We start from the raw sequence: 22,905 nt of genomic DNA, 5'->3' as shown, positions 1-22,905 counted from the left end.
TTTAATAATTATTTTTTACTTGGTGAAGGTGGATAACAATAATACAAACATACTAGAGAGAGGCTAACCCCTCTCTTTTTTGCTATAATAGAGAGTATGAATAACTTGATTAAATCCAAGCTCGAGCTTTTGCCGACGAGTCCGGGCTGTTACATTCACAAAGACAAGAACGGAACCATCATCTATGTGGGGAAGGCCAAGAATCTTCGCAATCGGGTGCGGTCCTATTTCAGAGGAAGCCACGATACTAAGACGGAAGCACTGGTATCTGAGATTGTGGATTTTGAGTTTATCGTCACTGAGTCCAATATTGAGGCCTTGCTTCTTGAGATCAACCTCATCAAGGAGAACAAGCCCAAGTACAATATCATGCTCAAGGACGACAAGTCCTATCCCTTCATCAAGATTACCAATGAGCGCTATCCGCGCCTTATCATCACGCGCCAGGTCAAAAAGGATGGTGGTCTCTATTTCGGTCCCTATCCAGATGTGGGAGCAGCCAATGAGATCAAACGACTTTTGGACCGGATTTTCCCTTTCCACAAGTGTACCAATCCGCCTTCCAAAGTCTGCTTTTACTACCATTTAGGGCAATGTATGGCCCACACGGTTTGCCACAAGGACGAGGCCTATTTCAAGGGCATGGCCCAGGAGGTCTCTGATTTCCTCAAGGGGCAGGATGACAAGATTATCGATGAGCTCAAGCTCAAGATGACTACCGCTGCGCAAAATATGGAATTCGAGCGGGCGGCCGAGTATCGGGATCTGATCCAGGCTATTGGGACCCTGCGGACCAAACAGCGGGTCATGGCCAAGGATTTGCAGAACCGGGATGTCTTTGGCTACTACGTGGACAAGGGCTGGATGTGTGTGCAGGTCTTCTTTGTCCGTCAGGGCAAGCTGATCGAGCGCGACGTCAATCTTTTCCCCTACTACAATGATCCAGACGAGGATTTCTTGACCTATGTGGGGCAGTTTTACCAGGAGAAATCTCACCTGATCCCCAATGAAATCCTGATCCCTCAAGACATCGATGAGGAAGCGGTCAAGGCCTTAGTGGATACCAAGGTCCTCAAGCCCCAGCGAGGGGAGAAGAAGCAGCTGGTCAATCTGGCCATTAAGAATGCGCGTGTCAGTCTGGAGCAGAAGTTCAATCTCCTGGAAAAATCCATGGAGAAGACCCAAGGTGCTATTGAAAATCTTGGAAAACTCCTGCAAATCCCTACCCCTGTGCGCATTGAGTCTTTTGACAACTCCAACATCATGGGGACCAGTCCGGTTTCAGCCATGGTGGTCTTTGTCAATGGGAAGCCAAGTAAAAAAGACTATCGCAAATACAAGATCAAGACTGTCGTCGGTCCAGATGACTATGCCAGCATGCGGGAGGTCATTCGCAGACGTTACAGCCGTGTCATGCGGGATGGCTTGACGCCACCAGATCTGATCGTTATCGATGGAGGACATGGCCAGGTCAATATCGCTAAGCAAGTCATCCAAGATGAGTTAGGGCTGGATATTCCTATTGCGGGTCTGCAAAAGAATGACAAGCACCAGACTCATGAAATGCTCTTCGGGGATCCTCTCCAAGTCATCGAACTCTCTCGGACCTCGCAGGAATTTTTCCTCCTCCAACGGATCCAGGATGAAGTCCACCGTTTCGCCATCACCTTCCACCGCCAGCTTCGGTCTAAGAATTCCTTCTCCTCCCAGCTGGATGGGATCGAAGGCTTGGGACCAAAACGCAAGCAGTTACTGATGAAACACTTCAAGTCACTGACCAAGATCAAAGAAGCTACTGTGGATGAGATTGTCACAGTCGGCATCCCACGAGCAGTAGCGGAGGCAGTGCAAGCCAAGCTCCATCAAGGAAAGCAAGAAGAAGCAAGTCCCTTGATGGAAGTGGCGGAGGATTCTGAACCATACCAATCATAAGGAGTTTATAATGAACCATCGAATCGCTATTTTATCTGATATTCACGGAGATACGACAGCCCTGGAGGCAGTGATTGCAGATGCGCGTGCTCTAGGTGCGACGGAATACTGGCTTTTGGGGGACATTTTGCTACCGGGGCCTGGAAGAGAGGACCTTTTTGAGTTGCTGGATGCGATTCCGATTACAGCGGCTGTTCGTGGAAATTGGGACGATTGTGTCCTAGAGGCCTTGGATGGCGAGTACGGACTTGAGGATCCGCAGGAGATCCAGCTTCTTCGTCTCACTCAGTACCTCATGGAAGGACTAGATCCTAAGCGGATCGATTGGCTTCGCTCCCTTCCTTTGGTAGAGAAAAAGGAGGTCAACGGTATTCGCTTCTCACTGACCCACAATTTGCCAGAAAAGAATTATGGTGGAGACTTGCGTCCAGCTAATGCGACGGAGAACTTTGACCAACTGCTGGATGACCAGACGGATCTGGCGATCTACGGTCATGTCCACAAGCAGTTGCTTCGCTATGGCAGTCAGGGCCAACAGATTCTTAATCCAGGAACTATTGGCATGCCTTATTTTGACTGGGAACCAATTCAAAACCACAGAGCTCAATATGCTCTGATCGATGTCGAAGAAGATGGGGTGACCAACCTGCAATTTCGTAAGGTGGCCTATGACTATGAAGCAGAGCTCCAAGATGCTAAGGATAAAGGTCTTCCTTTTATTGAGATGTACGAAGAATTGAGACGCGAGGATAACTATCGGGGCCATAACATCGAGCTTCTAACTGGCTTAATTGAGAAATACGGTTATGCCAAAGAAGTAGCTGCCTATTTCAATCTTTCCAATGAATCATAGGTAGATCTCTTGTGTATTCAACCTATAAAAAAGAAGTGGATCTTCAAAATGTCCGCTTCTTTTTTCACAATCTTAGGCTGTAAAACCCTGCAAGCTCTTTCATTTTGTGTTAAAATAGAGGTAACAGAAATAGAAAAGGAAGAAGCTTATGAAATTTCTAGAGCTCAATAAAAAACGCCATACGATCAAGCATTTCACTGACCAACCGGTCGATCCAAAGGATGTACGGACTGCCATTGAGATCGCAACCTTGGCCCCTAGTGCCCACAATAGCCAGCCTTGGAAATTTGTGGTCGTTCGTCAAAAAAATGCGGAATTGGCAAAATTAGCCTATGGTGCAAACTATGATCAAGTCATGGAAGCACCTGTGACCATCGCCCTCTTTACAGATACTGATTTGCAAAAACGGGCTCGCAAGATTGCGCGTGTCGGTGGAGTGAAAAACTTCACAGACGAGCAGTTGCAATACTTTATGCAAAATCTTCCTGCTGAATTTGCACGCTATGATGCCCAACAAACAAGTGATTACTTGGCCTTGAATGCTGGTCTTGTGGCCATGAACTTGGTACTTGCTTTGACGGACCAAGGCATTGGAACCAATATTATCTTGGGATTTGATAAATCAAAAATCAATGAAGTATTGGACATCGAAGAGCGTTTCCGTCCAGAAGTTTTGATTACGGTTGGCTATGCGGCTGAAAAAGTAGAGCCAAGCTATCGCTTACCAGTGGACGAAATCATTGACAAACGCTAAGCCAATTAGCAAATAGAAGATTGAGGAGGAATTCATGACAACAGTTGACTTTAAAGCAGAAGTAGAAAAACGTCGCGATGAGATGATGGCTGACTTATACAGCCTCTTGGAAATCAATTCTGAACGCGATGACAGCAAGGCAGATGAGGAGCATCCTTTTGGACCTGGTCCTGTAAAAGCTCTTGAAAAATTCTTGGAAATTGCCAAGCGTGATGGCTATGAAACTAAGAATGTCGATAATTATGCCGGTCACTTTACCTTTGGTGAAGGAGAAGAAGAGCTTGGAATCTTTGCCCATATGGACGTCGTGCCTGCTGGTAGTGGCTGGAAGACAGACCCATATAAACCAGAAATTATCGATGGCAAGCTCTATGCGCGTGGTTCGTCTGATGATAAAGGGCCTACAATGGCCTGCTACTATGGTTTGAAGATCATTAAAGACCTAGGACTCCCTGTTTCTAAGAGCGTGCGCTTTGTTGTCGGTACGGATGAAGAATCAGGCTGGGGCGACATGGATTACTATTTCAAACACGTCGGACTTCCTGAGCCAGATTTTGGCTTCTCACCAGATGCGGAATTCCCAATCATCAATGGGGAAAAAGGAAACATCACTGAGTACCTTCATTTTGGAAATGACAACACAGGAAGTGCCCATCTTCATAGCTTTACAGGTGGCCTTCGTGAAAACATGGTACCAGAGTCAGCGACTGCAGTCGTTTCTGGACAACTACCAGATCTTGCTGGCCTCTTAGATGCCTTTGCCAAGGAACACCAGCTCAAGTATGAAATCTCAACTGTCGATGAAGAAACCTATACCGTTACGATTGTTGGGAAATCTGCTCACGGATCAACTCCTGAAGATGGGATCAATGGTGCGACCTACTTGGCTCTCTTGTTGAACCAATTTGATTTTGGTGGTGCTGCTAAGGCTTACCTTCATGTGACAGCCTCACTTCTTCACGAAGATTTTGCTGGTGAAAAATTAGGTATTGCCCATACAGATGCCAAAATGGGACCATTGAGCATGAATGCAGGTGTCTTCCATTTTGATGAAAGCCAAGCAGACAACACTATTGCCCTCAATATCCGTTACCCTCAAGGTACAGATCCTGAAACCATCAAATCCACCCTTGAAAAGATCGAAGGAGTGGCTACAGTAAGCTTGTCAGCCCACGGTCACACACCTCACTATGTTCCGATGGATGATGAATTGGTATCCACCCTCTTGCGTGTTTACGAAAAACAAACTGGCCTCAAAGGACATGAACAAGTGATCGGTGGTGGTACCTTTGGTCGTCTCTTGAAACGTGGGGTTGCCTTTGGTGCTATGTTCCCAGACTATGTCAATACTATGCACCAAGCTAATGAGTTCGCAGATGTCGAAGATCTCTATCGTGCAGCAGCTATTTACGCAGAAGCCATCTATGAACTAATCAAATAATCCACTACTCGGCCAGTTTTTCTGGCTGAGTTTTTCCATAGAAGGAGGACTTATGTCAAGGATTGAAAGCATTAAACAAGCCATTATGGCAGATCCTCAAAATAAAGAATATACAGAGAAAGGGATAGAGCCACTCTTTGCAGCCCCAAAGACAGCTCGTATCAATATCATCGGACAAGCTCCAGGGATGAAGACGGAAGAAGCTGGTATTTACTGGAAGGACAAGAGTGGTGATCGTCTGCGCGAATGGTTAGGAGTTGACGAAGACACCTTTTATAATTCTGGTTTGTTTGCGGTCATTCCCATGGACTTTTATTTCCCAGGGCATGGGAAATCTGGTGACCTTCCACCTCGCAAAGGCTTTGCGGAAAAGTGGCACCCTCAACTTCTCAAGGAGTGTCCGGATATTGAGTTAACCCTCTTAATTGGACAATATGCTCAAGCTTATTACCTTCATGAAAAGGTTAGTGGCAAAGTAACCGAACGGGTCCACCATTTTAAAGACTATTTGCCAACCTATTTTCCACTTGTTCACCCTTCCCCTCGTAATCAAATCTGGATGGCTAAAAATCCTTGGTTTGAGGCAGAAGTTGTCCCAGAATTGCAAACCTTAGTACAAGAGATCATTCAAAAATAAAGGAGAGCGAAGATGGATCCTTATCAACAAGTTAAAGAAAAATTAGATGAGTTGGGAATTTCATTTTTTGTGGTGGAACACCCACCTGCATTTACGACGGAGCAGGCGGATTCTTATATTGAAGGCTTAGAAGGTGTCCGCACTAAGACCATGTTTTTGACCAACAAAAAGAAAACTCAATACTATTTGCTCATCATGGATGACCAGAAGCCATTGGATATGGATGATTTCAAAGAGCAAGTGGAAGCCAACCGGATCCGCATGGCTTCAGCAGATTCTTTAGCTGAAAAAATGCAATTACCGCCAGGAACGGTTTCTCCATTTGGTTTATTGAACAATGAAGAAAAAGATATTCGGGTCTATTTTGATCAGGATATTGTGTCAGAGGAAATCATGACCTTCCATCCCAATACTAACGAAAAAACCATCTTTATTAAAACCCAAGACTTGTTCCGATTTTTAGAGTCTATTGACTTTAACTATGAAATCCTAACCCTTCCATAACATATCTTACAGGAGAAATCATGAAAGAAATTCCATTTTCAAGCTTTTACCAAGCTTATCAAAAAGGGAACATACACGTTCTTGATGTACGCGAGCAGGAGGAATATGATGCCCTTCACTTAGATGGGGTTCGTCTTCTTCCCTTATCTGAGTTAGCAAATCGCTACCAGGAATTAGAGAAGGATCATCCCTATTATGTCATCTGCAAGTCAGGTCGACGCTCAGCACGTGCTTGCCAATTTTTGGAAGAGCAAGGCTATGATGTGACCAACGTCCAAGGTGGTATGGATGCATTTGAATCCTAAGAGAGAGTGGGACAGAAATCGGTAATTCATTAGAATTCGATTTCGTCGTCCCACCTCCGCACAGTTGAGTAGGGCTGTAAAAGCTGATGAAATCAGCGTAGTAGAGCCCACTCAACCACTGCGTCTTGCTCGACAATCCAAAAATAATTGGGAGGCTAGGATTTTTGTCCCAGCCTCTTTTTCTTTACTAATTTCTAAAAATGAGTAGAATTTGTATGTTTTTCAAAAGATATTACAGGGATTTTCCAGTCTTTCATTGAAAATGGTTCAGAAATTTTGTATAATACCCTAGTATAAACAATAGTTAAGGAGATTCATTATGTCAAAACAAGATTGGCTGGATTATTTCGAAGCCGTAAATGGTCGTTCTGCTAGTGCAGAAGAAATTGCTCAAGCACTGGCTGCAGGAGAATTTCAAGAAGAAGTAGTGGTTCCAGAAACCCCAGAAGCCCTAGAATTTGTCGCAGCACCAACTGCCCCTGTGGAAGAACCAGTTGCTGCTCCACAAGCCCCAGAGTTTGTCGCAGCGCCAGCAGCTCCTCAAGCTCCAGAGTTTGTTGCAGCGCCAGCAGCACCAACTGCACCTGCAGAAGAACCAGTTGCAGCTCCACAAGCCCCAGAGTTTGTCGCAGCGCCAGCAGCTCCACAAGCCCCAGAGTTTGTCGCAGCACCAACTGCCCCAACAGAAGAACCAGTCGCAGCTCCACAAGCTCCAGAGTTTGTCGCAGCGCCAGCTGCTCCTGCAGAAGAACCAGTTGCAGCTCCAGTTCAAGAACCGGCCCCTCAAGCAGCTCCAGCGAATGGACCTGCTTTCCAACAAGCTCCACAACAAACCTACCAACAACCTACTCAAGCAGCTTATCAACAGGCTCCTTACCAAGGTCAACCAGGACAACCTTATCCTGGCCAACCAAGTCAATTTGGTGTAGCCGTTGGTGGTTACTGGAATTGGTTCCTTTCAGCTTTGAAACGTCCATCAGCTGTAGAAAATCCAAAAGCTCTTAACGGAATTTTACAGTATGTCTTGACTGCCTTTGTCTTGACCCTATCAACTTTCTTCACAGCTAGTGGAGCTACAGGTGGTTATGGAATGGATTTCCGTGCCTTTATGTTGACATTGATTTCCCTATTCTTTAGCGTTTACGCCTTCCAAGTAGCTGGATTCTTTGTTCGTCGTGTGGTTCTTCAAGACAAGGAATACAGTTACGGTCGTTCATTTGAAGAGTTTGGACGTTTGTCTGTTTACACTTTGCCACTTGCCCTTCTTGCTTTCTTAGTAGGTCTTGTAAAAGTTTATGAATTTTATGGCTTTGTAAACTTCCTTATTTTCTTCTTGTTCTTTGTTGGAACATGCTATGTCGTTCATCAAGGATTGAACAAGACAAGCTTTAAAGCAGATAAATTCTTGCTTCTAGTAGCATCATCTGTTGTCTTGCTTCTGATTGCGATCTTTGTCATTTATGTGAATGCTCGTATTTTAGAACAAGTAGCCGTAGGATTTATTCCTAGTGCTCCAAATTTCTCTAACTTTGGATTCTAACAATATCACAAAACGGAAGGTGGGGGGACCCACTTTCCCTATTTTATAATGAATGAGGGAGAAGAGATCCATGCAAAAGAAATGGGTTGAATTATTTGAAAAAGTGATTGGTCGCAAACCGTCACCAGAAGAGTTTATGGCTGGGAAAGCTTGTGGATTTGATTTGAAACAAATTCAGTCTATCGCAGGAAATGCCCCAGCAGAGGAAGTCGCTCCTGTTGAGGAACCAGTGGTTGAACCAGTTGAAGAAGTGAAGAATGTCGATCCACTTCTAGCAGCTCGTCAGGCTTGGTTGCAACATTTTGAAGAAACCTATGGCCGCAAGCCAAGTGCAGAAGAATTTACTGCGGCTAAAAGTCAAAACTTCGAGTTTTTTGTAGGATCTGTACCTGAAGCAGAATTTGCGACCCCAGATGCAACAGAAGTAACACAGGAATATGTGCCTCAACAACCGACTCAAGAGTATACGACTCCACTTGCTGCTGAGCAAACGCAGGTCTTTGCTGGTCCAAATGTCACAGAAGCAGGTCCAGCTCAGAAAAAACAAAAGGCCCCTAAAACGAAGGGTGGAAAGAAACTTTCCAAGAAGAAAATTGGAATTATTTCTGCTATTGCAGTCCTTGTGATCGCTTTGGTAGCAGCTTTCTTTTACTTCCAGTCTACAACACGTGTCGAAGTGACTGCAGATAAATTCATTAAGGCAGTGGACACCAAGGATTATCGCGAAGCAGCAGACCTGCTTTCAACCGATAACGATAAATGGACGAAGGATGAAGCCGAAAGCTTTATCACTAGCATGGAAGATCAAGGAGTCGATATCGGCACAGAGTTGAACAAGATCATTGATAATGGTGGAGAGGGTAGCTATACGGATAAATCTGGAAACAAAATTTTTGGTTTGGAAAAAGCGGACAAGAAATTTGGGATCTTCCAAGAATACCGTGTAGCCAGCTATCCAGTACAAGTGAAGGTCAAGACCAATTTGGACCAAGCCAAACTCAAAGTGGCTGCCAATAAAACCGTGACCTTGAAGAAAGATGCAGTGACAGACCTTGGTTCTTTCCATTACAATACAAAAGAAATGGAATTGACTGCTAAAACAGAGGTCGGAAATGTCACTTCTAAGATCCATCTCAATCCTAAAAAAGCAACCAAGAATAATTTAGAAATGCAGTTGAATTCTGAAAAACGCAATTTAGAAGTTGAGTTCCCAGATGAAGTTGAAAACCCAACAGATGTAAAGGTTGTGGTTAACGGCAAAGAAGTCGGAACCAGCACAACCTTTGAAGTAGATAGCATCCCTTATCAAGAAATTGAAGTACATGCCGTCTTCAACATGAATGGGGAAACCTATACAACTGAAAAGGCTAAGGTGACGATTGAAGAGGGTGAGAACGATCCGATCGAACTCAAACTAGCCAAAGATACCCTAAAACGCATCAAGAGTGCGCAGGATGCTAAGAAAGCGCAAGCAGCCAAAGAAGAACAAAATCGGACCTTGGCAGAAGAATTCTTGAAAGAGTACCGCGACGCTGTCTTTAGCTCCGTTTCAAACCGAAACAACACCTACTCTAAATACTATGACACACAAAGTCAAGCCTACAAAGACATGGTTGAATTCACAACTGGTGATGGTGTTCGAAAGGCTAAAATTGACTACTATACTCCAGGAGCTTTGGACATTCAAAGTGTCACTGAAGAAAATGGTGTGGTGACGATCAAGACTTATGAAGACTTTACCGTGCATTATACAGATAGTCATCCAGATTCACAAAACCGTAAGTACAAGACCTACACCTTGAAAAAAGTAGGCGCAAGTTATGTGATTACAGATATTGTCGTAACAAAAGAATCATAGGAGATTCCCCATGAAAGCAAGATTTTCCAAATTAACTTTGGTGACAGTTGCCTTGTTAACCCTGACAGCTTGCTCCCAATCTCATTCCACTAGTTCTAAATCTTCTGCAAAAGAAGAAAGCAAACAAACGCAAACCAAGTCTTCCAAAGAAACGTCTTCTGCAAAGGATACGTCAAAAGAGACAGGAAAAGAAGAATCGTCAAAAGCTGGTAAGTCAGATGTGAAAGTGGACTCTGGTGTCAGCTATAATGGTTCTTACTATAGTGTCAAAGGGAAATATGGTGAGGTCATGATCGCCAACAAACATTATCCCTTGTCACCTGACTTTAACCCAGGGGAAGATCCTGAAGCTGTTTCAGCCCTTCATGAATTGATTGCAGCTATGCAGGCAGAAGGTTATCCGATCAGTGACCAATATAGTGGTTTTCGTAGCTACGATACCCAAGTTGACCTCTATCAAAACTATGTCAATCAAGATGGTCAGGAAGCCGCCGATCGTTATTCTGCAAGACCAGGTTATAGTGAACACCAGACAGGTTTGACCTTTGATTTGATCGATACCAGTGGGAATCTGGTGACCGAACCTGGACCAAGTAAGTGGTTGCTCAAGAACGCCGCTAAATATGGATTTGTGGTTCGTTACCAAGAAGGTAAAGAAAAAGTAACAGGCTACATGCCTGAAAGCTGGCATCTCCGCTATATCGGAAAAGAAGCACAAGATATCGCTGACTCAGGTTTGAGTCTAGAAGAATACTATGGCTTCACCGGTGGCGATTACGTTGATAAATAAGAAAAGGTTGGGATAGATATCCCAACCTTAAAATGTAGACAAACTATTTTAAAGTAAAATAAATTAAGCGATTCTGATAAGAAATAAAATTGAGTTCCAATTTTTAGATTGAATCAAGAAAATACCGAAACTTTCCGCTGTGAGAAAAGTGCCTGAAACAATAACATTTCAGGCACTAGGAATTATTGAGACCCTAGGCTCAATAATTAGTCATGGAACTTCGTAGAAGTTCGCTGACGTCCGTACTCACCTAAGGAAAGTTTTTAATATGACTTTGTCTACAATCTGAGGTTGGGGTTAAAATCTCCAACCTTTTTTATTGGATTGTTTTTAGAAACTCATCCAGCTCTTTTTGGTTCTTGAGAGAGATAAATTTTTGGGGGTAGGTGGAGTGGATGTTTTGATACCTTTCTCTGGCAGTTTTTGTTCGTCCGTCCCAAAGAATCCAACGGATGAATTCCCAGTCAAAGCGTTCGGGGCAACCTGCCGCCATACTCTCACGGACGCGTCCTTTATAACAGCGGTATCGTTTCCAGGCTCTAAAGAGGCAGTTCCAACGAGAGAAGTTAAGAAAGATAATCTGGTCGGCTTGCTCCATTCTATCCTCATAGCAGCACCAAGAGTAATTGCCATCAATGACCCAATCTTTATGATCGCTGAGAAACTGTCTCATCTCTTTCTCCATCCAATCCCGGTCACTGTCTATCCAACCCGGTTGAAATTGAAGGGTATCCATGTGGAGCTTTGGAATGGAGTAGTGGCGGGCTAAGTTTTCAGCCAAGGTGGATTTACCTGATCCAGAATAGCCGATAATAACAATTTTCATAAGCACCTCTCAAAAAATTAGGCACAAAAAAAGCTCCGGAGAGCTTGATTTTTATGCTGTTCTTGATTAACCAAGTTTCGCTGCAAGACGTGCTTTATCACGGCTAGCTTTGTTCTTGTGGATCAAACCTTTAGTTTCTGCTTTATCGATAGCTGAGCTAGCAGCGCGGTAAAGTTCTTCAGATGGGTTTGCTTCAAAAGCTTTGATTGCAGTACGCATAGCTGATTTTTGAGCTGAGTTTTTTTCGTTTTGTTTAACGTTCAATTCAGCGCGTTTGATAGCTGATTTAATGTTTGCCAAGTTATTCACCTCCATTGATAATCTAACTATCTCATTATATATGAAAAGTTAAGATTTGACAAGCCTAAAATAGCTTTTCCTTAAAAAAGTACCGTTAACAGGCCATTTTCTCTAGCGTTTGAGATAAATTTCGTCAATTTCATGGTTGGTTGCCTTATGGAGAATCAGATCAGCTCGATTTCTGGTTGGTTGGATGTAATGTTGCAAGTTGACTAAATTAATGGATTCCCAGACCTGATGGGCCATGCTTAAAACTTCTTCTAGGGGTTGCTCTGTAAATCGATAGTAGTAGTTATTGGGATCATTCTGAGCTAATGCAAGGAGTTTTTGGAAGCGATCGATATACCAAGATTCGATATCGTTGACCGCGGCATCCACATAGATCGAAAAATCAAAGAAATCGGTCATATAGAGACTGTCATTTTGCGGATTTTGAAAGACATTGATTCCTTCGACAATGACAAAATCAGCTGGTAAAATCGTTTGCTTCTCATCTGGGACAATATCGTATATTTCGTGGGAATAGACAGGGATTTCTACGCTCTTGTTGTTTTTGATTTGATTAAGAAAATCAAGGAGCAATTCCATATCATAGCTTTCTGGAAATCCTTTTCGATTGAGGATCTCTTGTTCTTTTAAGATAGCATTTGGATAGAGGAAGCCATCCGTTGTTACCAATTCCACGCTCGAGCCTTCGAAGGTCCGTGACAGCAGGATTTGAAGGAGACGGCTAGTGGTGGATTTTCCAACCGCAACACTCCCTGAAACCCCAATGATAAAGGGTTGGCGTTCACTCGTTTTTTGGAGAAAAATACCTTTTGAGAAGGCTAAATCTTCTTTGGAACGCTTGTAGATTCCAATCAGGTTTGTCAAAGGCAGGTAGACGTCACGTACATCCTGGAGGTTGATGCGGTCGTTAAAACTTTTAATAGAATTGAGCTCTGTTTGAGAGAGAGGTGGGGTGGTTTTGCGGTGCAAATTTTGCCACGTTTCCCGATTAATTTTTTCAAAATGTAGAAATTCTTTGTCCATATGTCACTCCTATTGTAGTCTTTAGTATACCAATTTTTAGAGGTCATGTAAACGATTTAAAAAAGGAGTGAATTATGATAAAATAACCTTATGAGTAAAATGTATTTCGATGTAAACCCAGATGCAGCCCATGATATTCATGATCTGGCTGTTGTTTTATTGGGGCAAAAGATGTATTTCTATACGGACGCGGGCGTCTTTAGTAAAAAAATGATTGACTATGGAAGCCAGGTGCTTTTATCAACCCTGGATTTTCAAGAAGGAGAAAGTGTCCTAGATGTTGGCTGTGGCTATGGACCGATTGGCCTCTCTCTCGCTAAAGCCCAGGGAGTTGCCGTGACCATGGTGGATGTCAATGAGCGGGCGCTGGACTTGGCTAAGAAAAATGCCAGCCGAAATGGCGTGGAAGCACAGATCTTTTCTTCGGATGTCTATGAAGCAGTAGAAGGGGTCTTTGACCATGTGATCAGTAATCCGCCGATCCGAGCTGGTAAGAAAGTGGTTCACCAAGTGATTACGGGTAGTTTTGAACATTTGAAACCAGGTGGAGATTTGACCATTGTCATTCAGAAAAAACAAGGGGCTCCCAGCGCTAAGGTCAAGATGGAAGAGACGTTTGGCAATTGTGAGATCGTAAAAAAAGACAAAGGCTATTATATTTTAAGAAGTGAGAAAGAATCATGAGAGCGGTAGATATCATTCAGAAAAAAAGAGATGGTCTTGCCTTAAACAAGGAAGAAATTGAATGGCTGATTGAGGGCTATGTGGCTGGAACAGTACCAGATTACCAAATGTCTTCTTTTGCTATGGCCGTTTATTTTAAAGGGATGACGACAGAAGAAATCTCTCATATGACCATGAAGATGGTCCAAACAGGGCAACAGTTTGATCTGTCAGCTATTCCAGGGATCAAGGTGGACAAACACTCGACTGGTGGTGTCGGAGACAAGGTGACCTTGGTCTTGGTGCCTTTGGTTGCAAGTTTTGGTGTGCCGGTTGCTAAAATGAGTGGTCGTGGCTTAGGCCACACGGGTGGAACCATCGATAAGTTGGAATCCATTAAAGGCTTTCAGATTGAACGGACTCAAGAGGAATTTATCCAGCAGGTGCAGGAGATCGGCTTATCGGTCATTGGTCAATCCGACCAACTCGTAAAAGCAGACAAACTCTTGTATGCTCTGCGTGATGTAACGGCGACAGTGGATACCATTCCTTTGATTGCTAGCTCCGTCATGAGTAAGAAAATTGCTGCTGGTGCGGATGCCATTCTTTTGGACGTGACAGTGGGCGAGGGTGCCTTTATGAAGAATATTGAGGATGCTCGTCGCTTAGCCCGTACCATGGTGGATCTTGGAAATGCAGTGGGTCGGAAAACCATCGCTGTCATTACAGATATGAGCCAACCTTTGGGAACCAGCATTGGTAATCGTTTAGAGATTTTGGAAGCCTTGGATATTCTGAAAGGGCAGGGCCGAGCGGACGTAACTGAGTTTATTTGTGAATTAGCGCAAATCATGTTGAAATTGGCCAATGTAGAACAATCGATTGAAGCCATCCATGAACACTTGACCAATGGTCAAGCTTTAGCGAAGTTTGAAGAAATGGTGGTGGCTCAAGGTGGAGACTTAGAAGATTTGCATCGTCCCGTTAAAGTGGATCAGGTCCTTGAAGTAACAGCGAACCAAGATGGCGTCATTGCTGCTTTACCTGCCATGGAGTTTGGCTTGTTTGCCATGCGCTTGGGTGCTGGCCGTGCTGTCAAATCAGATCCCCTCGATTACGAAACAGGAATTGTGTTTGACAAAAAAGTGGGAGAGCACGTCAAAAAAGGGGAACGCATTGCCCGTATTTTCATGAAGGAAAAAAATTCACAAGAAAGAGTTACAGAATTTAAAAAAAATGTTAAAATACTAGAAAGGGCTGAAAGCGTTAAAGAAATTATTGAAATAATATCTTAAGCAGCTCAGGAGATTGTATGAAGTTAAATAAATATATCGATCACACTCTTTTAAAACCAGATGCACAACAAGAACAGATCGAAAAGCTGATCGAAGAAGCCAAGGCTTATGATTTTGCGAGTGTCTGTGTGAACCCGACATGGGTGAATTTTGCGGCTGAGGGCTTGCGTGATTCAGACGTTAAAGTTTGTACCGTCATTGGTTTTCCTTTGGGAGCAAATACACCATTTGTCAAAGCGTGTGAAACAAAAAATGCGATTCAAAATGGTGCCGATGAGATTGACATGGTCATTAATATCGGGGCTCTTAAGTCTAAGAATTTAGCACTAGTTGAGGAAGATATCCAAGCTGTAGTCGAAGCGAGCGGTGATAAGCTGGTCAAAGTCATCATTGAGACTTGTCTCTTAACCGATGATGAAAAGATCGTTGCTTGTCAAATTGCTAAGTTAGCTGGCGCAGACTTTGTGAAGACTTCAACTGGCTTCTCAACTGGAGGAGCAACGGTAGAAGATGTGGCCTTAATGCGTCAAACTGTTGGACCTGACATGGGTGTCAAAGCTTCTGGTGGTGCTCGCTCTTATGAAGATGCTCTTGCTTTTATCGAAGCTGGTGCGACCCGTATCGGGACTTCTTCTGGTGTAGCCATCATGGAAGGAAAGGTGGCTCATGGCGACTACTGAGTTGATTGACTTAGCAGTTGAAGTGAGTAAACAAGCCTATGTGCCTTACTCTCATTTCCCAATTGGAGCTGTACTGCTAACGAAGGATGGAGAAATCTATACAGGTGTCAATATCGAAAATGCGAGTTTCGGACTAACCAACTGTGGAGAACGGACAGCCATTTTTAAAGCTGTTTCTGAAGGAGCTCGCGATTTCAAAGAGCTCATTATCTACGGGCAAACAGAAAAGCCCATCTCTCCATGTGGTGCTTGTCGCCAGGTTATGGCTGAATTTTTTGAGCCAGACCTTCCTGTAACCTTAGTATCTAAAGATAAATCGACGGTCGTGATGACGGTCAAGGAATTACTTCCATATTCCTTTACAGACTTGACTTAATAGGTCTGTGAGGCGGTCTTTTGACCCTTTCAATACTTCGCAACAATGTTGCACAATAATTTAGGAGGTTCAGTAATGAACAAGAAACAATGGCTAGGCCTTGGTCTAGTAACTGTCGCTGCTATCGGACTTGCAGCATGTGGAAATCGTGCGTCTAAAAAAGATAGCGCAAACTCAGAATCTAAAACAGATTTGAAAGTTGCTATCGTTACCGATACTGGTGGTGTGGATGACAAATCATTCAACCAATCTGCTTGGGAAGGTTTGCAAGCTTGGGGTAAAGAAAACGGTCTTTCTAAAGGGAACGGATTTGACTACTTCCAATCAACAGATCAATCTCAATATGCGACAAACCTTGATGAAGCTGTTTCTAACGACTACAAATTGATCTTTGGTGTTGGTTTTGCCTTGAGCGACTCTATTAAAAAAGCTGCAAAAGACAACCAAGATGTGAACTACGTCATCATCGATGACCGTATTGAAGGACAAAAGAACGTAGCATCTGCTGTTTATGCCGATAACGAAGCTGGTTACCTTGCTGGTATCGCTGCTGCAAAAACTACAAAAACTAAACAAGTTGGTTTTGTAGGTGGTATGGAAAGTGAAGTTATCACTCGTTTCCGCGCTGGATTTGAAGCTGGTGTTAAATCTGTTGACCCATCTATCAAAGTTCAAGTAGACTACGCTGGTTCATTCGGTGACTCTGCTAAAGGTAAAACAATTGCTGCTGCACAATACGCTGCAGGTGCAGACGTTATCTACCAAGTAGCTGGTGGTACTGGTGCAGGTGTCTTCTCTGAAGCTAAAGACTTGAACGAGAAGAAAAATGAAGACGAAAAAGTTTGGGTTCTTGGTGTTGACCGTGACCAAAAAGCTGAAGGTGAATACACTTCTAAAGATGGTAAAAAATCTAACTTTGTATTGGCTTCAAGCTTGAAGAAAGTTGGAGAATCTGTAAAAGACTTGGCTAAGAAAGCTGCTGACGGTAAATTCCCTGGCGGTAAAGTGATTACTTATAGCTTGAAAGATGGTGGAGTTGATTTGACAACTGACAACCTTTCTGCAGATGCTAAAAAAGCAGTCGAAGATGCTAAAGCTAAAATCCTTGACGGGTCTCTTAAAGTTCCTGAAAAATAATATTTGATTGGATCGGCCCGACCTTCAAGGGCCGTTCCTTTTAATAAATTGAGACATTTTTGTCTCAGTAAAATCTATTAGTAACCCTAGTAGATTTTATTGAAATAAAAATAGATTTGAAAGGAAACACCCCCATGACACATGAATATGTCATCGAAATGCGTGAGATTACCAAAAAATTTGGTGACTTTGTAGCAAATGACAAGATTAATCTTCAGTTGCGCAAAGGTGAAATCCATGCACTTCTTGGAGAAAATGGTGCAGGGAAATCTACCCTGATGAATATGTTGGCTGGTTTGTTGGAACCAACTAGCGGAGACATCGTGGTAAATGGAAAAACTGTTAACCTAGACTCACCTTCAAAAGCAGCTTCTTTAGGAATTGGAATGGTGCACCAACACTTTATGTTGGTTGAAGCTTTTACTGTTGCTGAAAATATTATCCTTGGTTCTGAAACCACTAAACATGGTGTTTTGGATCTTAAGAAAGCCAGTCAAGATATCCTTGACTTGTCTAAAAAATATGGCTTGGCAGTGGATCCAAATGCTAAAGTGGAGGATATTTCCGTTGGTGCGCAGCAACGTGTGGAAATCTTAAAGACGCTTTATCGTGGAGCCGACATCCTAATCTTCGATGAACCAACTGCGGTGTTGACACCAGCTGAAATCGAAGAATTGATGACAATCATGAAGAACTTGGCGAATGAAGGAAAATCTATTATCTTGATTACGCACAAGTTGGATGAAATCCGTGCTGTTTCAGACCGTGTCACAGTTATACGTCGTGGTAAATCGATTGAGACAGTCGAGATTGGTGGAGCTACCAACCAAGACTTGGCCGAAATGATGGTCGGTCGTTCTGTTTCCTTTAAAACGGAGAAAGGTCCTTCTCAACCAAAAGAAGTCGTCTTGTCGATTGAAAACTTGGTTGTAAACGAAAACCGGGGAGTCCCAGCTGTTAAGAATTTGTCACTGGAACTTCGTGCTGGTGAAATCGTCGGGATTGCAGGAATTGACGGAAATGGTCAGTCTGAGTTGATCCAAGCGATTACAGGTCTACGGAAGGTAAAATCTGGTTCAATCAAGATTAAAGGCAAGGATGTTGTAGGACTTCGTCCACGTCAAATCACAGAAATGAAGGTAGGGCACGTCCCTGAAGACCGTCATCGTGATGGTTTAGTCCTTGATATGATGATCTCTGAAAACATTGCCCTTCAAACCTATTATAAAGAACCTCTTAGCAAGAATGGTATTTTGAATTATCCAAATATTACCTCTTATGCCAAGAAGTTGATGGAAGAGTTTGACGTTCGTGCAGCCAGTGAAGTGGTACCTGCTAAGGCTCTCTCTGGAGGGAACCAGCAAAAAGCCATTATCGCTCGGGAAATCGATCGCGATCCAGATCTTTTGATCGTTAGCCAGCCAACTCGTGGATTGGACGTTGGAGCGATCGAATATATCCACAAACGTTTGATTCAAGAACGGGATAATGGAAAAGCCGTTCTGGTTGTCAGCTTTGAATTAGATGAAATTTTGAATGTTTCTGACCGTATTGCGGTTATTCATGATGGGAAGATCCAAGGGATCGTAACCCCTGAAACAACGAATAAGCAAGAACTTGGAATCCTCATGGCAGGAGGACAAGTAAAGGAGGGAGCATCAAATGAATAAGAATTTAAAACAAATTGCCGTTCCATTGGTGTCTGTCCTTTTAGGATTGGTCTTGGGTGCCATTATTATGTGGGCCTTCAGCTATGATGCCCTTTGGGGATATGAGTTGCTGTTTAAGAAAGCCTTTGGTTCGATTAAGAGTTGGGGAAATATTTCCCGTGCCATGGGGCCACTGATTTTAGTTGCTCTTGGATTTTCAGTAGCTAGCCGGGCCGGCTTCTTTAACGTTGGACTTCCTGGTCAGGCTTTTGCAGGATGGATCATGGCGACTTGGTTTGCCCTTTCTTTCCCCAATATGCCTCGTTTACTAATGATTCCGATGACCGTTTTGATTGCGGCTATCGCAGGTGGATTTATTGGAGCGATTCCTGGTTTCCTTCGTGCCTATCTCGGAACCAGTGAGGTCATCATCACCATTATGATGAACTACATTGTTCTCTATGGTGGGAATGCCTTGATTCATAGCTTCCCAGCTTCCTTGATGGAAAACAAGGACTCAACCATTGATGTAGGAGCTAACGCTGTCTACCAGACAGAGTGGCTGCGTAATTTGACGGACAAATCACAAATGAACATCGGGATCTTCTTTGCCATCATCGCAGTGGTGGTCATCTGGTTCTTGATGAAGAAAACAACACTTGGTTTTGAAATCCGTGCCGTTGGTCTCAATTCGAATGCGGCAGAATACGCTGGGATGTCTGCAAAACGGACCATTATCCTTTCTATGATCATTTCTGGTGCTCTTGCTGGTATTGGTGGGGTAGCAGAAGGTCTGGGTATTTACTCAAATGTCTACGTTCAAACCAGCTCAATGAGTGTTGGATTTAACGGAATGGCCGTTGCCCTTCTTGCGATGAATTCACCAATTGGTATTCCATTTGCTGCCTTCTTGTTTGGAGCACTTCAAATTGGGGGAGTTGGTATGAAGCCAGCTGCCATCCCTGAAGAAGTCGTTCAAATTGTAACAGCATCCATTATTTTCTTCGTATGTGCTCACTACATTATTGAAAAGATGATCTCGATGCGTTCAGCTAAAAAAGGAGGAGCAAACTAATGAGTATTGTAACGATTTTAAGTATTCTTGTTTCCTCTATGATTGTGTATGCAGCGCCGCTGATCTTCACAAGTATCGGAGGAGCATACTCAGAACACGCTGGGGTTGTTAACGTTGGTCTGGAAGGAATCATGGTTATGGGAGCCTTCTCAGGTATTATCTTTAACTTGACTTTTGAGCCTGAGTTAGGAAGTTTAACACCATGGTTGTCCTTGATCGTTGCTGCAGGGATTGGAGTACTCTTCTCCTTGATCCACGCGGTGGCAACCATTCATTTCCGTGCTGACCATATCGTCTCAGGTACGGTATTGAACTTGATGGCACCACCATTGGCGGTCTTCCTTGTCAAAGCGATGTACAACAAAGGGCAAACTGATAATATCAAAGTTGCCTTCGGGAAAACATCCATTCCGGTCTTATCTAAAATCCCGGTCATTGGGGATATTTTCTTCAACAATGCCAGCATCATCGGCTGGGTTGCGATTCTCTTCTCATTTGCTGCATGGTTTATCATGTTCAAAACGAAATTTGGTTTGCGTCTTCGTTCAGTAGGTGAACATCCACAAGCAGCGGATACATTGGGAATCAATGTTTATAGAATGCGCTACCTAGGAGTGATGATCTCAGGTGCCTTAGCAGGTATCGGAGGAGCTATTTACGCTCAGTCAGTTTCTGTTAACTTTGCAGTAACTACAATTGTAGGTCCTGGATTTATCGCCCTTGCGGCTATGATCTTCGGGAAATGGAACCCAATCGGTGCCATGCTTGCTAGTCTCTTCTTTGGAGCTTCACAGAGTTTGGCGGTCATCGGGAATCAATTGCCTTTGCTTAAAGGTATCCCATCCATCTACTTGCAAATTGCGCCTTACGTCTTGACCATGGTTGTCTTGGCAGCCTTCTTTGGACAAGCAGTTGCACCAAAAGCTGATGGTGTTAACTACATTAAATCGAAATAATGCACAGAGAGAGGTTGGGACAAAAGTCCTAGCCTCTTCTTGTCTTTGGATTGTCTAGAAAGACGCAGTGGTTGAGTGGACTCTACTACGCTGATTTTATCAGCTTTACAGCCCTACTCAACTGTGCGGAGGTGGGACGACGAAATCGAATTCTAACGAATTACCGATTTCTGTCCCACGCTCTCTTTTGCTTTGTAAAGGCCCCTCTTAGTCGCAATTTCTTTTGAATTAATGTACAATAGGAGTACGACTTTTCATGTATTGGAGGAACAGATGTTTAAATGGATAAGACGCCTGATTGGCATATTTATTGTTCTATTTATTTTATTAGTGGCCTTATTAGTTCCGGGATCCATTCCTGAAGGAGAACAACTAAGAAATGTGCAGGCAGGGAGCTCTTTGATTGAACTGGCTCAAAATGCAGTTTCAAATGCTTCTGTAAGCACTGAAGGGCTCTCAACTGAGCTGAGTCTCAATTCTGTGCAATTGAGTCAGGTCGTCAAAACAAGTGCTGGATCTGCTCTTGACAATTCTGACTTTCAAAAGATGGCACTTGGAATGGATGGCAATGACCTTCACGTCAAAGTTCCGGTTTCCTTAGGGCCAGTCGATAGTTATCTAGATTTAACCATGACAGGTCAAGTTGAAAACAATGTCATGAATTTGACTGTGACAGCTGCTAAATTAGGGAAAATGCCGATTCCAAAATCCTTGGTTCTCAACTATTTGAAGGATCAATCCAATCAAAATGGAGGCGGCTTTACAGTGAACGGTGATCAGATTACGCTTGAGATCCCTCAAGCAGGTTATACTATCTCAAAAGCGCGAGTAGAAAATGGCAATGCCAAGGTGACGGTTAGTATCTCCTTGTTTTAAGTCTTTGTAATTGGAGTTGTCATGCTTGTCTTTGAATTTTGTGCAGAGAATTTAACTTATATTGATAAGGCGGTTGCTGCTGGGGCAGGTCGCATTGAACTGTGCGACAACCTGGCAGTAGGTGGGACCACACCGAGTATAGGTGTGATCAAGGAAGCAATCAAATTGACAAGAGAGCAGTCAGTGGATCTATGTGTCATTATCCGGCCCCGTGGTGGAGATTTTGTCTACACTGATCTGGAAGTCGAGGCTATGCTAACGGATATTCGGACTGCGAAGGAAATAGGGGTTACTTGTTTTGTACTGGGTGCGCTGACGAGCGATCGAAAGTTGGACCAGAGGGTCATGCAGCTTTTACTAGCAGCCTGTGGAGAGGCAGAAGTTGTCTTTCATATGGCTTTTGATGAATTGGCTTATACAGATCAGCTAGAGGCGATTGACTGGCTTTCTGATCAGGGTGTAGCCCGCATTTTAACACGAGCTGGAAGTCCAGGTGATACACTAGAGCAACGTTTTTCACACTACCATCGTTTATTAGCTGCGGCTAAGGGAAAGATTCAGATCTTGCCAGGTGGAGGTGTGACGGTAGAAAATCGTGCACTCTTTTTGGAGCAATTGGGCGTTTGTCAACTGCATGGCACGCGCATCGTGTTTTAAAAAAGAAACGATCACTGCTATAAGTAGTTTTTAGGATCTGTTATCAAGGTTGGGGACGTCGTTCCCAGCCTCTTCTAGTGCAAAAATGAATAAGGGAGAGAAATTGTTTTTAGAGAATTATTTTGACCGCTACACCTTTCAGCCAGAAAAGGGATTGGCTTATGGATTTGAAAAGAGAGAAGCAAGCTATGAGTACCAGTGCCCAGTCTTATCTGACACTTTTCTCTTAAAGGTCCAGGTCTACGACCAAAAGGTTTCCTTTCAGGTCTATGATCAGGATACAGGGGACGAGTATATCCAGATCCATCTGGAACAGCTACAAGGAAATTTCGTTGGCCAAGTTAGAGAAGCCTGTCAAGAAGGCCTTACAAGCATCCGCCAAGCCTGTTTTGAGGTAGAAGATTTTCTCTATCCTCAAACCAAGCGTCTTATGGCCTATATCTCCCTGCACTATCAGGGAACGATTGAGTATTTGTGGGAAAGATCTCCGGAATCCGGTGCCATTCGCCACCGAGACACCCTCAAGTGGTATGGTGTCTTTATGACCATTGATTGGAAAAAATTGGATGCTGGCAAGTCTGGTAAAATAGAAGTGTTAAATGTCAAGTCTGATCAAGTAGCCCATTTCATCCAGCAGAAGGGGATTTATCCAGCTTTTCACATGAATAAAAAATATTGGTTGAGTATTCCTTTAGATGGAACAATTGCTGACGAGGACTTGTTTGCTCTAGTGGATAGTAGTTGGCAACTCACCAAAAAGGGGAAATAA

The 22,905-nt window shown here is 43.5% G+C and carries 24 protein-coding genes; 21 read left to right on the top strand and 3 right to left on the bottom strand.

Annotated features, from left to right (window positions below; translation table 11 throughout):
* Positions 1 to 96: 96 nt before the first annotated feature.
* The 10 genes from uvrC (at position 97) to ldcB (ending at position 10,614) form a co-directional block, all read left to right on the top strand.
* Complete coding sequence (gene uvrC / locus WKT08_RS01445; protein ID WP_340279613.1) at positions 97 to 1,932, top strand: excinuclease ABC subunit UvrC; 1,836 nt, start codon at positions 97 to 99, stop codon at positions 1,930 to 1,932.
* A gap of 10 nt (positions 1,933 to 1,942) precedes the next feature.
* Positions 1,943 to 2,785 carry a metallophosphoesterase family protein gene (locus WKT08_RS01440; RefSeq protein ID WP_049491845.1) on the top strand — a complete coding sequence of 281 codons (843 nt, stop codon included), beginning with the start codon at positions 1,943 to 1,945 and terminating at the stop codon, positions 2,783 to 2,785.
* A 148-nt stretch (positions 2,786 to 2,933) separates the two neighbouring features.
* Positions 2,934 to 3,539 (top strand): nitroreductase family protein, encoded by a 606-nt coding sequence (locus tag WKT08_RS01435; RefSeq protein ID WP_031573669.1) that lies wholly within the window; start codon positions 2,934 to 2,936, stop codon positions 3,537 to 3,539.
* A 34-nt stretch (positions 3,540 to 3,573) separates the two neighbouring features.
* Positions 3,574 to 4,980 (top strand): dipeptidase PepV, encoded by a 1,407-nt coding sequence (gene pepV, locus WKT08_RS01430; RefSeq protein ID WP_340279612.1) that lies wholly within the window; start codon positions 3,574 to 3,576, stop codon positions 4,978 to 4,980.
* 52 nt (positions 4,981 to 5,032) lie between these two features.
* On the top strand, positions 5,033 to 5,617 hold the full coding sequence (locus WKT08_RS01425) for a uracil-DNA glycosylase family protein (RefSeq protein ID WP_070846535.1): 585 nt from the start codon (positions 5,033 to 5,035) through the stop codon (positions 5,615 to 5,617).
* A gap of 12 nt (positions 5,618 to 5,629) precedes the next feature.
* Complete coding sequence (locus WKT08_RS01420; RefSeq protein ID WP_340279610.1) at positions 5,630 to 6,121, top strand: prolyl-tRNA synthetase associated domain-containing protein; 492 nt, start codon at positions 5,630 to 5,632, stop codon at positions 6,119 to 6,121.
* Between the two features lie 20 nt (positions 6,122 to 6,141).
* The gene (locus WKT08_RS01415; RefSeq protein ID WP_013903704.1) at positions 6,142 to 6,426 is read left to right on the top strand and encodes a rhodanese-like domain-containing protein; all 285 of its coding nucleotides are present in this window, start codon (positions 6,142 to 6,144) and stop codon (positions 6,424 to 6,426) included.
* A 319-nt stretch (positions 6,427 to 6,745) separates the two neighbouring features.
* Complete coding sequence (locus WKT08_RS01410; RefSeq protein ID WP_340279609.1) at positions 6,746 to 7,966, top strand: DUF6574 domain-containing protein; 1,221 nt, start codon at positions 6,746 to 6,748, stop codon at positions 7,964 to 7,966.
* 70 nt (positions 7,967 to 8,036) lie between these two features.
* Positions 8,037 to 9,824, top strand: a complete 1,788-nt coding sequence (locus WKT08_RS01405; protein WP_340279608.1) for a TcaA second domain-containing protein — start codon at positions 8,037 to 8,039, stop codon at positions 9,822 to 9,824.
* Positions 9,825 to 9,834: 10 nt separating this feature from the next.
* Positions 9,835 to 10,614 carry an LD-carboxypeptidase LdcB/DacB gene (gene ldcB, locus WKT08_RS01400; RefSeq protein WP_340279607.1) on the top strand — a complete coding sequence of 260 codons (780 nt, stop codon included), beginning with the start codon at positions 9,835 to 9,837 and terminating at the stop codon, positions 10,612 to 10,614.
* 316 nt (positions 10,615 to 10,930) lie between these two features.
* On the opposite strand, the gene WKT08_RS01395 is transcribed toward ldcB, so the two are convergent.
* The 3 genes from WKT08_RS01395 to coaA form a co-directional block, all read right to left on the bottom strand.
* Complete coding sequence (locus WKT08_RS01395) at positions 10,931 to 11,440, bottom strand: DNA topology modulation protein (RefSeq protein WP_340279606.1); 510 nt, start codon at positions 11,438 to 11,440, stop codon at positions 10,931 to 10,933.
* Between the two features lie 66 nt (positions 11,441 to 11,506).
* A complete protein-coding gene (gene rpsT, locus WKT08_RS01390) occupies positions 11,507 to 11,755 on the bottom strand; it encodes a 30S ribosomal protein S20 (protein ID WP_003007640.1) in 249 nt (82 codons plus the stop codon).
* A gap of 96 nt (positions 11,756 to 11,851) precedes the next feature.
* Complete coding sequence (gene coaA / locus WKT08_RS01385) at positions 11,852 to 12,772, bottom strand: type I pantothenate kinase (RefSeq protein WP_340279605.1); 921 nt, start codon at positions 12,770 to 12,772, stop codon at positions 11,852 to 11,854.
* Positions 12,773 to 12,862: 90 nt separating this feature from the next.
* On the opposite strand from coaA, the gene WKT08_RS01380 reads away from it, so the two are divergent.
* The 11 genes from WKT08_RS01380 to WKT08_RS01330 all read left to right on the top strand — a co-directional run bounded on the left by WKT08_RS01380 (position 12,863) and on the right by WKT08_RS01330 (position 22,905).
* On the top strand, positions 12,863 to 13,456 hold the full coding sequence (locus tag WKT08_RS01380) for a class I SAM-dependent methyltransferase (RefSeq protein ID WP_151191202.1): 594 nt from the start codon (positions 12,863 to 12,865) through the stop codon (positions 13,454 to 13,456).
* Complete coding sequence (locus tag WKT08_RS01375; protein ID WP_151191201.1) at positions 13,453 to 14,730, top strand: pyrimidine-nucleoside phosphorylase; 1,278 nt, start codon at positions 13,453 to 13,455, stop codon at positions 14,728 to 14,730. The genes WKT08_RS01380 and WKT08_RS01375 overlap by 4 nt, the downstream gene beginning before the upstream one ends.
* A gap of 17 nt (positions 14,731 to 14,747) precedes the next feature.
* Complete coding sequence (deoC, locus tag WKT08_RS01370) at positions 14,748 to 15,410, top strand: deoxyribose-phosphate aldolase (RefSeq protein ID WP_003001619.1); 663 nt, start codon at positions 14,748 to 14,750, stop codon at positions 15,408 to 15,410.
* Complete coding sequence (locus tag WKT08_RS01365) at positions 15,397 to 15,786, top strand: cytidine deaminase (RefSeq protein WP_070466087.1); 390 nt, start codon at positions 15,397 to 15,399, stop codon at positions 15,784 to 15,786. The genes deoC and WKT08_RS01365 overlap by 14 nt, the downstream gene beginning before the upstream one ends.
* Before the next feature lie 75 nt (positions 15,787 to 15,861).
* Positions 15,862 to 16,923, top strand: a complete 1,062-nt coding sequence (locus WKT08_RS01360) for a BMP family lipoprotein (protein WP_340279604.1) — start codon at positions 15,862 to 15,864, stop codon at positions 16,921 to 16,923.
* 134 nt (positions 16,924 to 17,057) lie between these two features.
* Positions 17,058 to 18,593: an ABC transporter ATP-binding protein gene (locus tag WKT08_RS01355; protein WP_070594887.1), complete on the top strand. Its 1,536-nt coding sequence runs from the start codon at positions 17,058 to 17,060 to the stop codon at positions 18,591 to 18,593.
* Positions 18,586 to 19,647: an ABC transporter permease gene (locus WKT08_RS01350; protein WP_340279603.1), complete on the top strand. Its 1,062-nt coding sequence runs from the start codon at positions 18,586 to 18,588 to the stop codon at positions 19,645 to 19,647. The genes WKT08_RS01355 and WKT08_RS01350 overlap by 8 nt, the downstream gene beginning before the upstream one ends.
* Positions 19,647 to 20,603 (top strand): ABC transporter permease, encoded by a 957-nt coding sequence (locus WKT08_RS01345; RefSeq protein ID WP_340279602.1) that lies wholly within the window; start codon positions 19,647 to 19,649, stop codon positions 20,601 to 20,603. Before WKT08_RS01350 ends, WKT08_RS01345 begins: the two co-directional genes overlap by 1 nt.
* 273 nt (positions 20,604 to 20,876) lie before the next feature.
* Positions 20,877 to 21,479 carry a hypothetical protein gene (locus tag WKT08_RS01340; RefSeq protein ID WP_340279601.1) on the top strand — a complete coding sequence of 201 codons (603 nt, stop codon included), beginning with the start codon at positions 20,877 to 20,879 and terminating at the stop codon, positions 21,477 to 21,479.
* Between the two features lie 21 nt (positions 21,480 to 21,500).
* Positions 21,501 to 22,136, top strand: a complete 636-nt coding sequence (locus WKT08_RS01335) for a copper homeostasis protein CutC (protein WP_340279600.1) — start codon at positions 21,501 to 21,503, stop codon at positions 22,134 to 22,136.
* Positions 22,137 to 22,221: 85 nt separating this feature from the next.
* Positions 22,222 to 22,905 carry an MmcQ/YjbR family DNA-binding protein gene (locus WKT08_RS01330; protein ID WP_340279599.1) on the top strand — a complete coding sequence of 228 codons (684 nt, stop codon included), beginning with the start codon at positions 22,222 to 22,224 and terminating at the stop codon, positions 22,903 to 22,905.

The sequence above is a fragment of the Streptococcus sp. HCA-5024 genome (assembly GCF_037890265.1).
Taxonomy (GTDB): domain Bacteria; phylum Bacillota; class Bacilli; order Lactobacillales; family Streptococcaceae; genus Streptococcus; species Streptococcus lingualis.
This window is presented reverse-complemented; position numbering and strand designations above follow the sequence as displayed.

Bases quoted from the DNA above. Each gene is read 5' to 3' on its own strand.
- uvrC (WP_340279613.1), top strand. From the start codon at position 97: ATGAATAACTTGATTAAATCCAAGCTCGAGCTTTTGCCGACGAGTCCG.
- WKT08_RS01440 (WP_049491845.1), top strand. From the start codon at position 1,943: ATGAACCATCGAATCGCTATTTTATCTGATATTCACGGAGATACGACA.
- WKT08_RS01435 (WP_031573669.1), top strand. From the start codon at position 2,934: ATGAAATTTCTAGAGCTCAATAAAAAACGCCATACGATCAAGCATTTC.
- pepV (WP_340279612.1), top strand. From the start codon at position 3,574: ATGACAACAGTTGACTTTAAAGCAGAAGTAGAAAAACGTCGCGATGAG.
- WKT08_RS01425 (WP_070846535.1), top strand. From the start codon at position 5,033: ATGTCAAGGATTGAAAGCATTAAACAAGCCATTATGGCAGATCCTCAA.
- WKT08_RS01420 (WP_340279610.1), top strand. From the start codon at position 5,630: ATGGATCCTTATCAACAAGTTAAAGAAAAATTAGATGAGTTGGGAATT.
- WKT08_RS01415 (WP_013903704.1), top strand. From the start codon at position 6,142: ATGAAAGAAATTCCATTTTCAAGCTTTTACCAAGCTTATCAAAAAGGG.
- WKT08_RS01410 (WP_340279609.1), top strand. From the start codon at position 6,746: ATGTCAAAACAAGATTGGCTGGATTATTTCGAAGCCGTAAATGGTCGT.
- WKT08_RS01405 (WP_340279608.1), top strand. From the start codon at position 8,037: ATGCAAAAGAAATGGGTTGAATTATTTGAAAAAGTGATTGGTCGCAAA.
- ldcB (WP_340279607.1), top strand. From the start codon at position 9,835: ATGAAAGCAAGATTTTCCAAATTAACTTTGGTGACAGTTGCCTTGTTA.
- WKT08_RS01395 (WP_340279606.1), bottom strand. From the start codon at position 11,440: ATGAAAATTGTTATTATCGGCTATTCTGGATCAGGTAAATCCACCTTG.
- rpsT (WP_003007640.1), bottom strand. From the start codon at position 11,755: ATGGAGGTGAATAACTTGGCAAACATTAAATCAGCTATCAAACGCGCT.
- coaA (WP_340279605.1), bottom strand. From the start codon at position 12,772: ATGGACAAAGAATTTCTACATTTTGAAAAAATTAATCGGGAAACGTGG.
- WKT08_RS01380 (WP_151191202.1), top strand. From the start codon at position 12,863: ATGAGTAAAATGTATTTCGATGTAAACCCAGATGCAGCCCATGATATT.
- WKT08_RS01375 (WP_151191201.1), top strand. From the start codon at position 13,453: ATGAGAGCGGTAGATATCATTCAGAAAAAAAGAGATGGTCTTGCCTTA.
- deoC (WP_003001619.1), top strand. From the start codon at position 14,748: ATGAAGTTAAATAAATATATCGATCACACTCTTTTAAAACCAGATGCA.
- WKT08_RS01365 (WP_070466087.1), top strand. From the start codon at position 15,397: ATGGCGACTACTGAGTTGATTGACTTAGCAGTTGAAGTGAGTAAACAA.
- WKT08_RS01360 (WP_340279604.1), top strand. From the start codon at position 15,862: ATGAACAAGAAACAATGGCTAGGCCTTGGTCTAGTAACTGTCGCTGCT.
- WKT08_RS01355 (WP_070594887.1), top strand. From the start codon at position 17,058: ATGACACATGAATATGTCATCGAAATGCGTGAGATTACCAAAAAATTT.
- WKT08_RS01350 (WP_340279603.1), top strand. From the start codon at position 18,586: ATGAATAAGAATTTAAAACAAATTGCCGTTCCATTGGTGTCTGTCCTT.
- WKT08_RS01345 (WP_340279602.1), top strand. From the start codon at position 19,647: ATGAGTATTGTAACGATTTTAAGTATTCTTGTTTCCTCTATGATTGTG.
- WKT08_RS01340 (WP_340279601.1), top strand. From the start codon at position 20,877: ATGTTTAAATGGATAAGACGCCTGATTGGCATATTTATTGTTCTATTT.
- WKT08_RS01335 (WP_340279600.1), top strand. From the start codon at position 21,501: ATGCTTGTCTTTGAATTTTGTGCAGAGAATTTAACTTATATTGATAAG.
- WKT08_RS01330 (WP_340279599.1), top strand. From the start codon at position 22,222: ATGAATAAGGGAGAGAAATTGTTTTTAGAGAATTATTTTGACCGCTAC.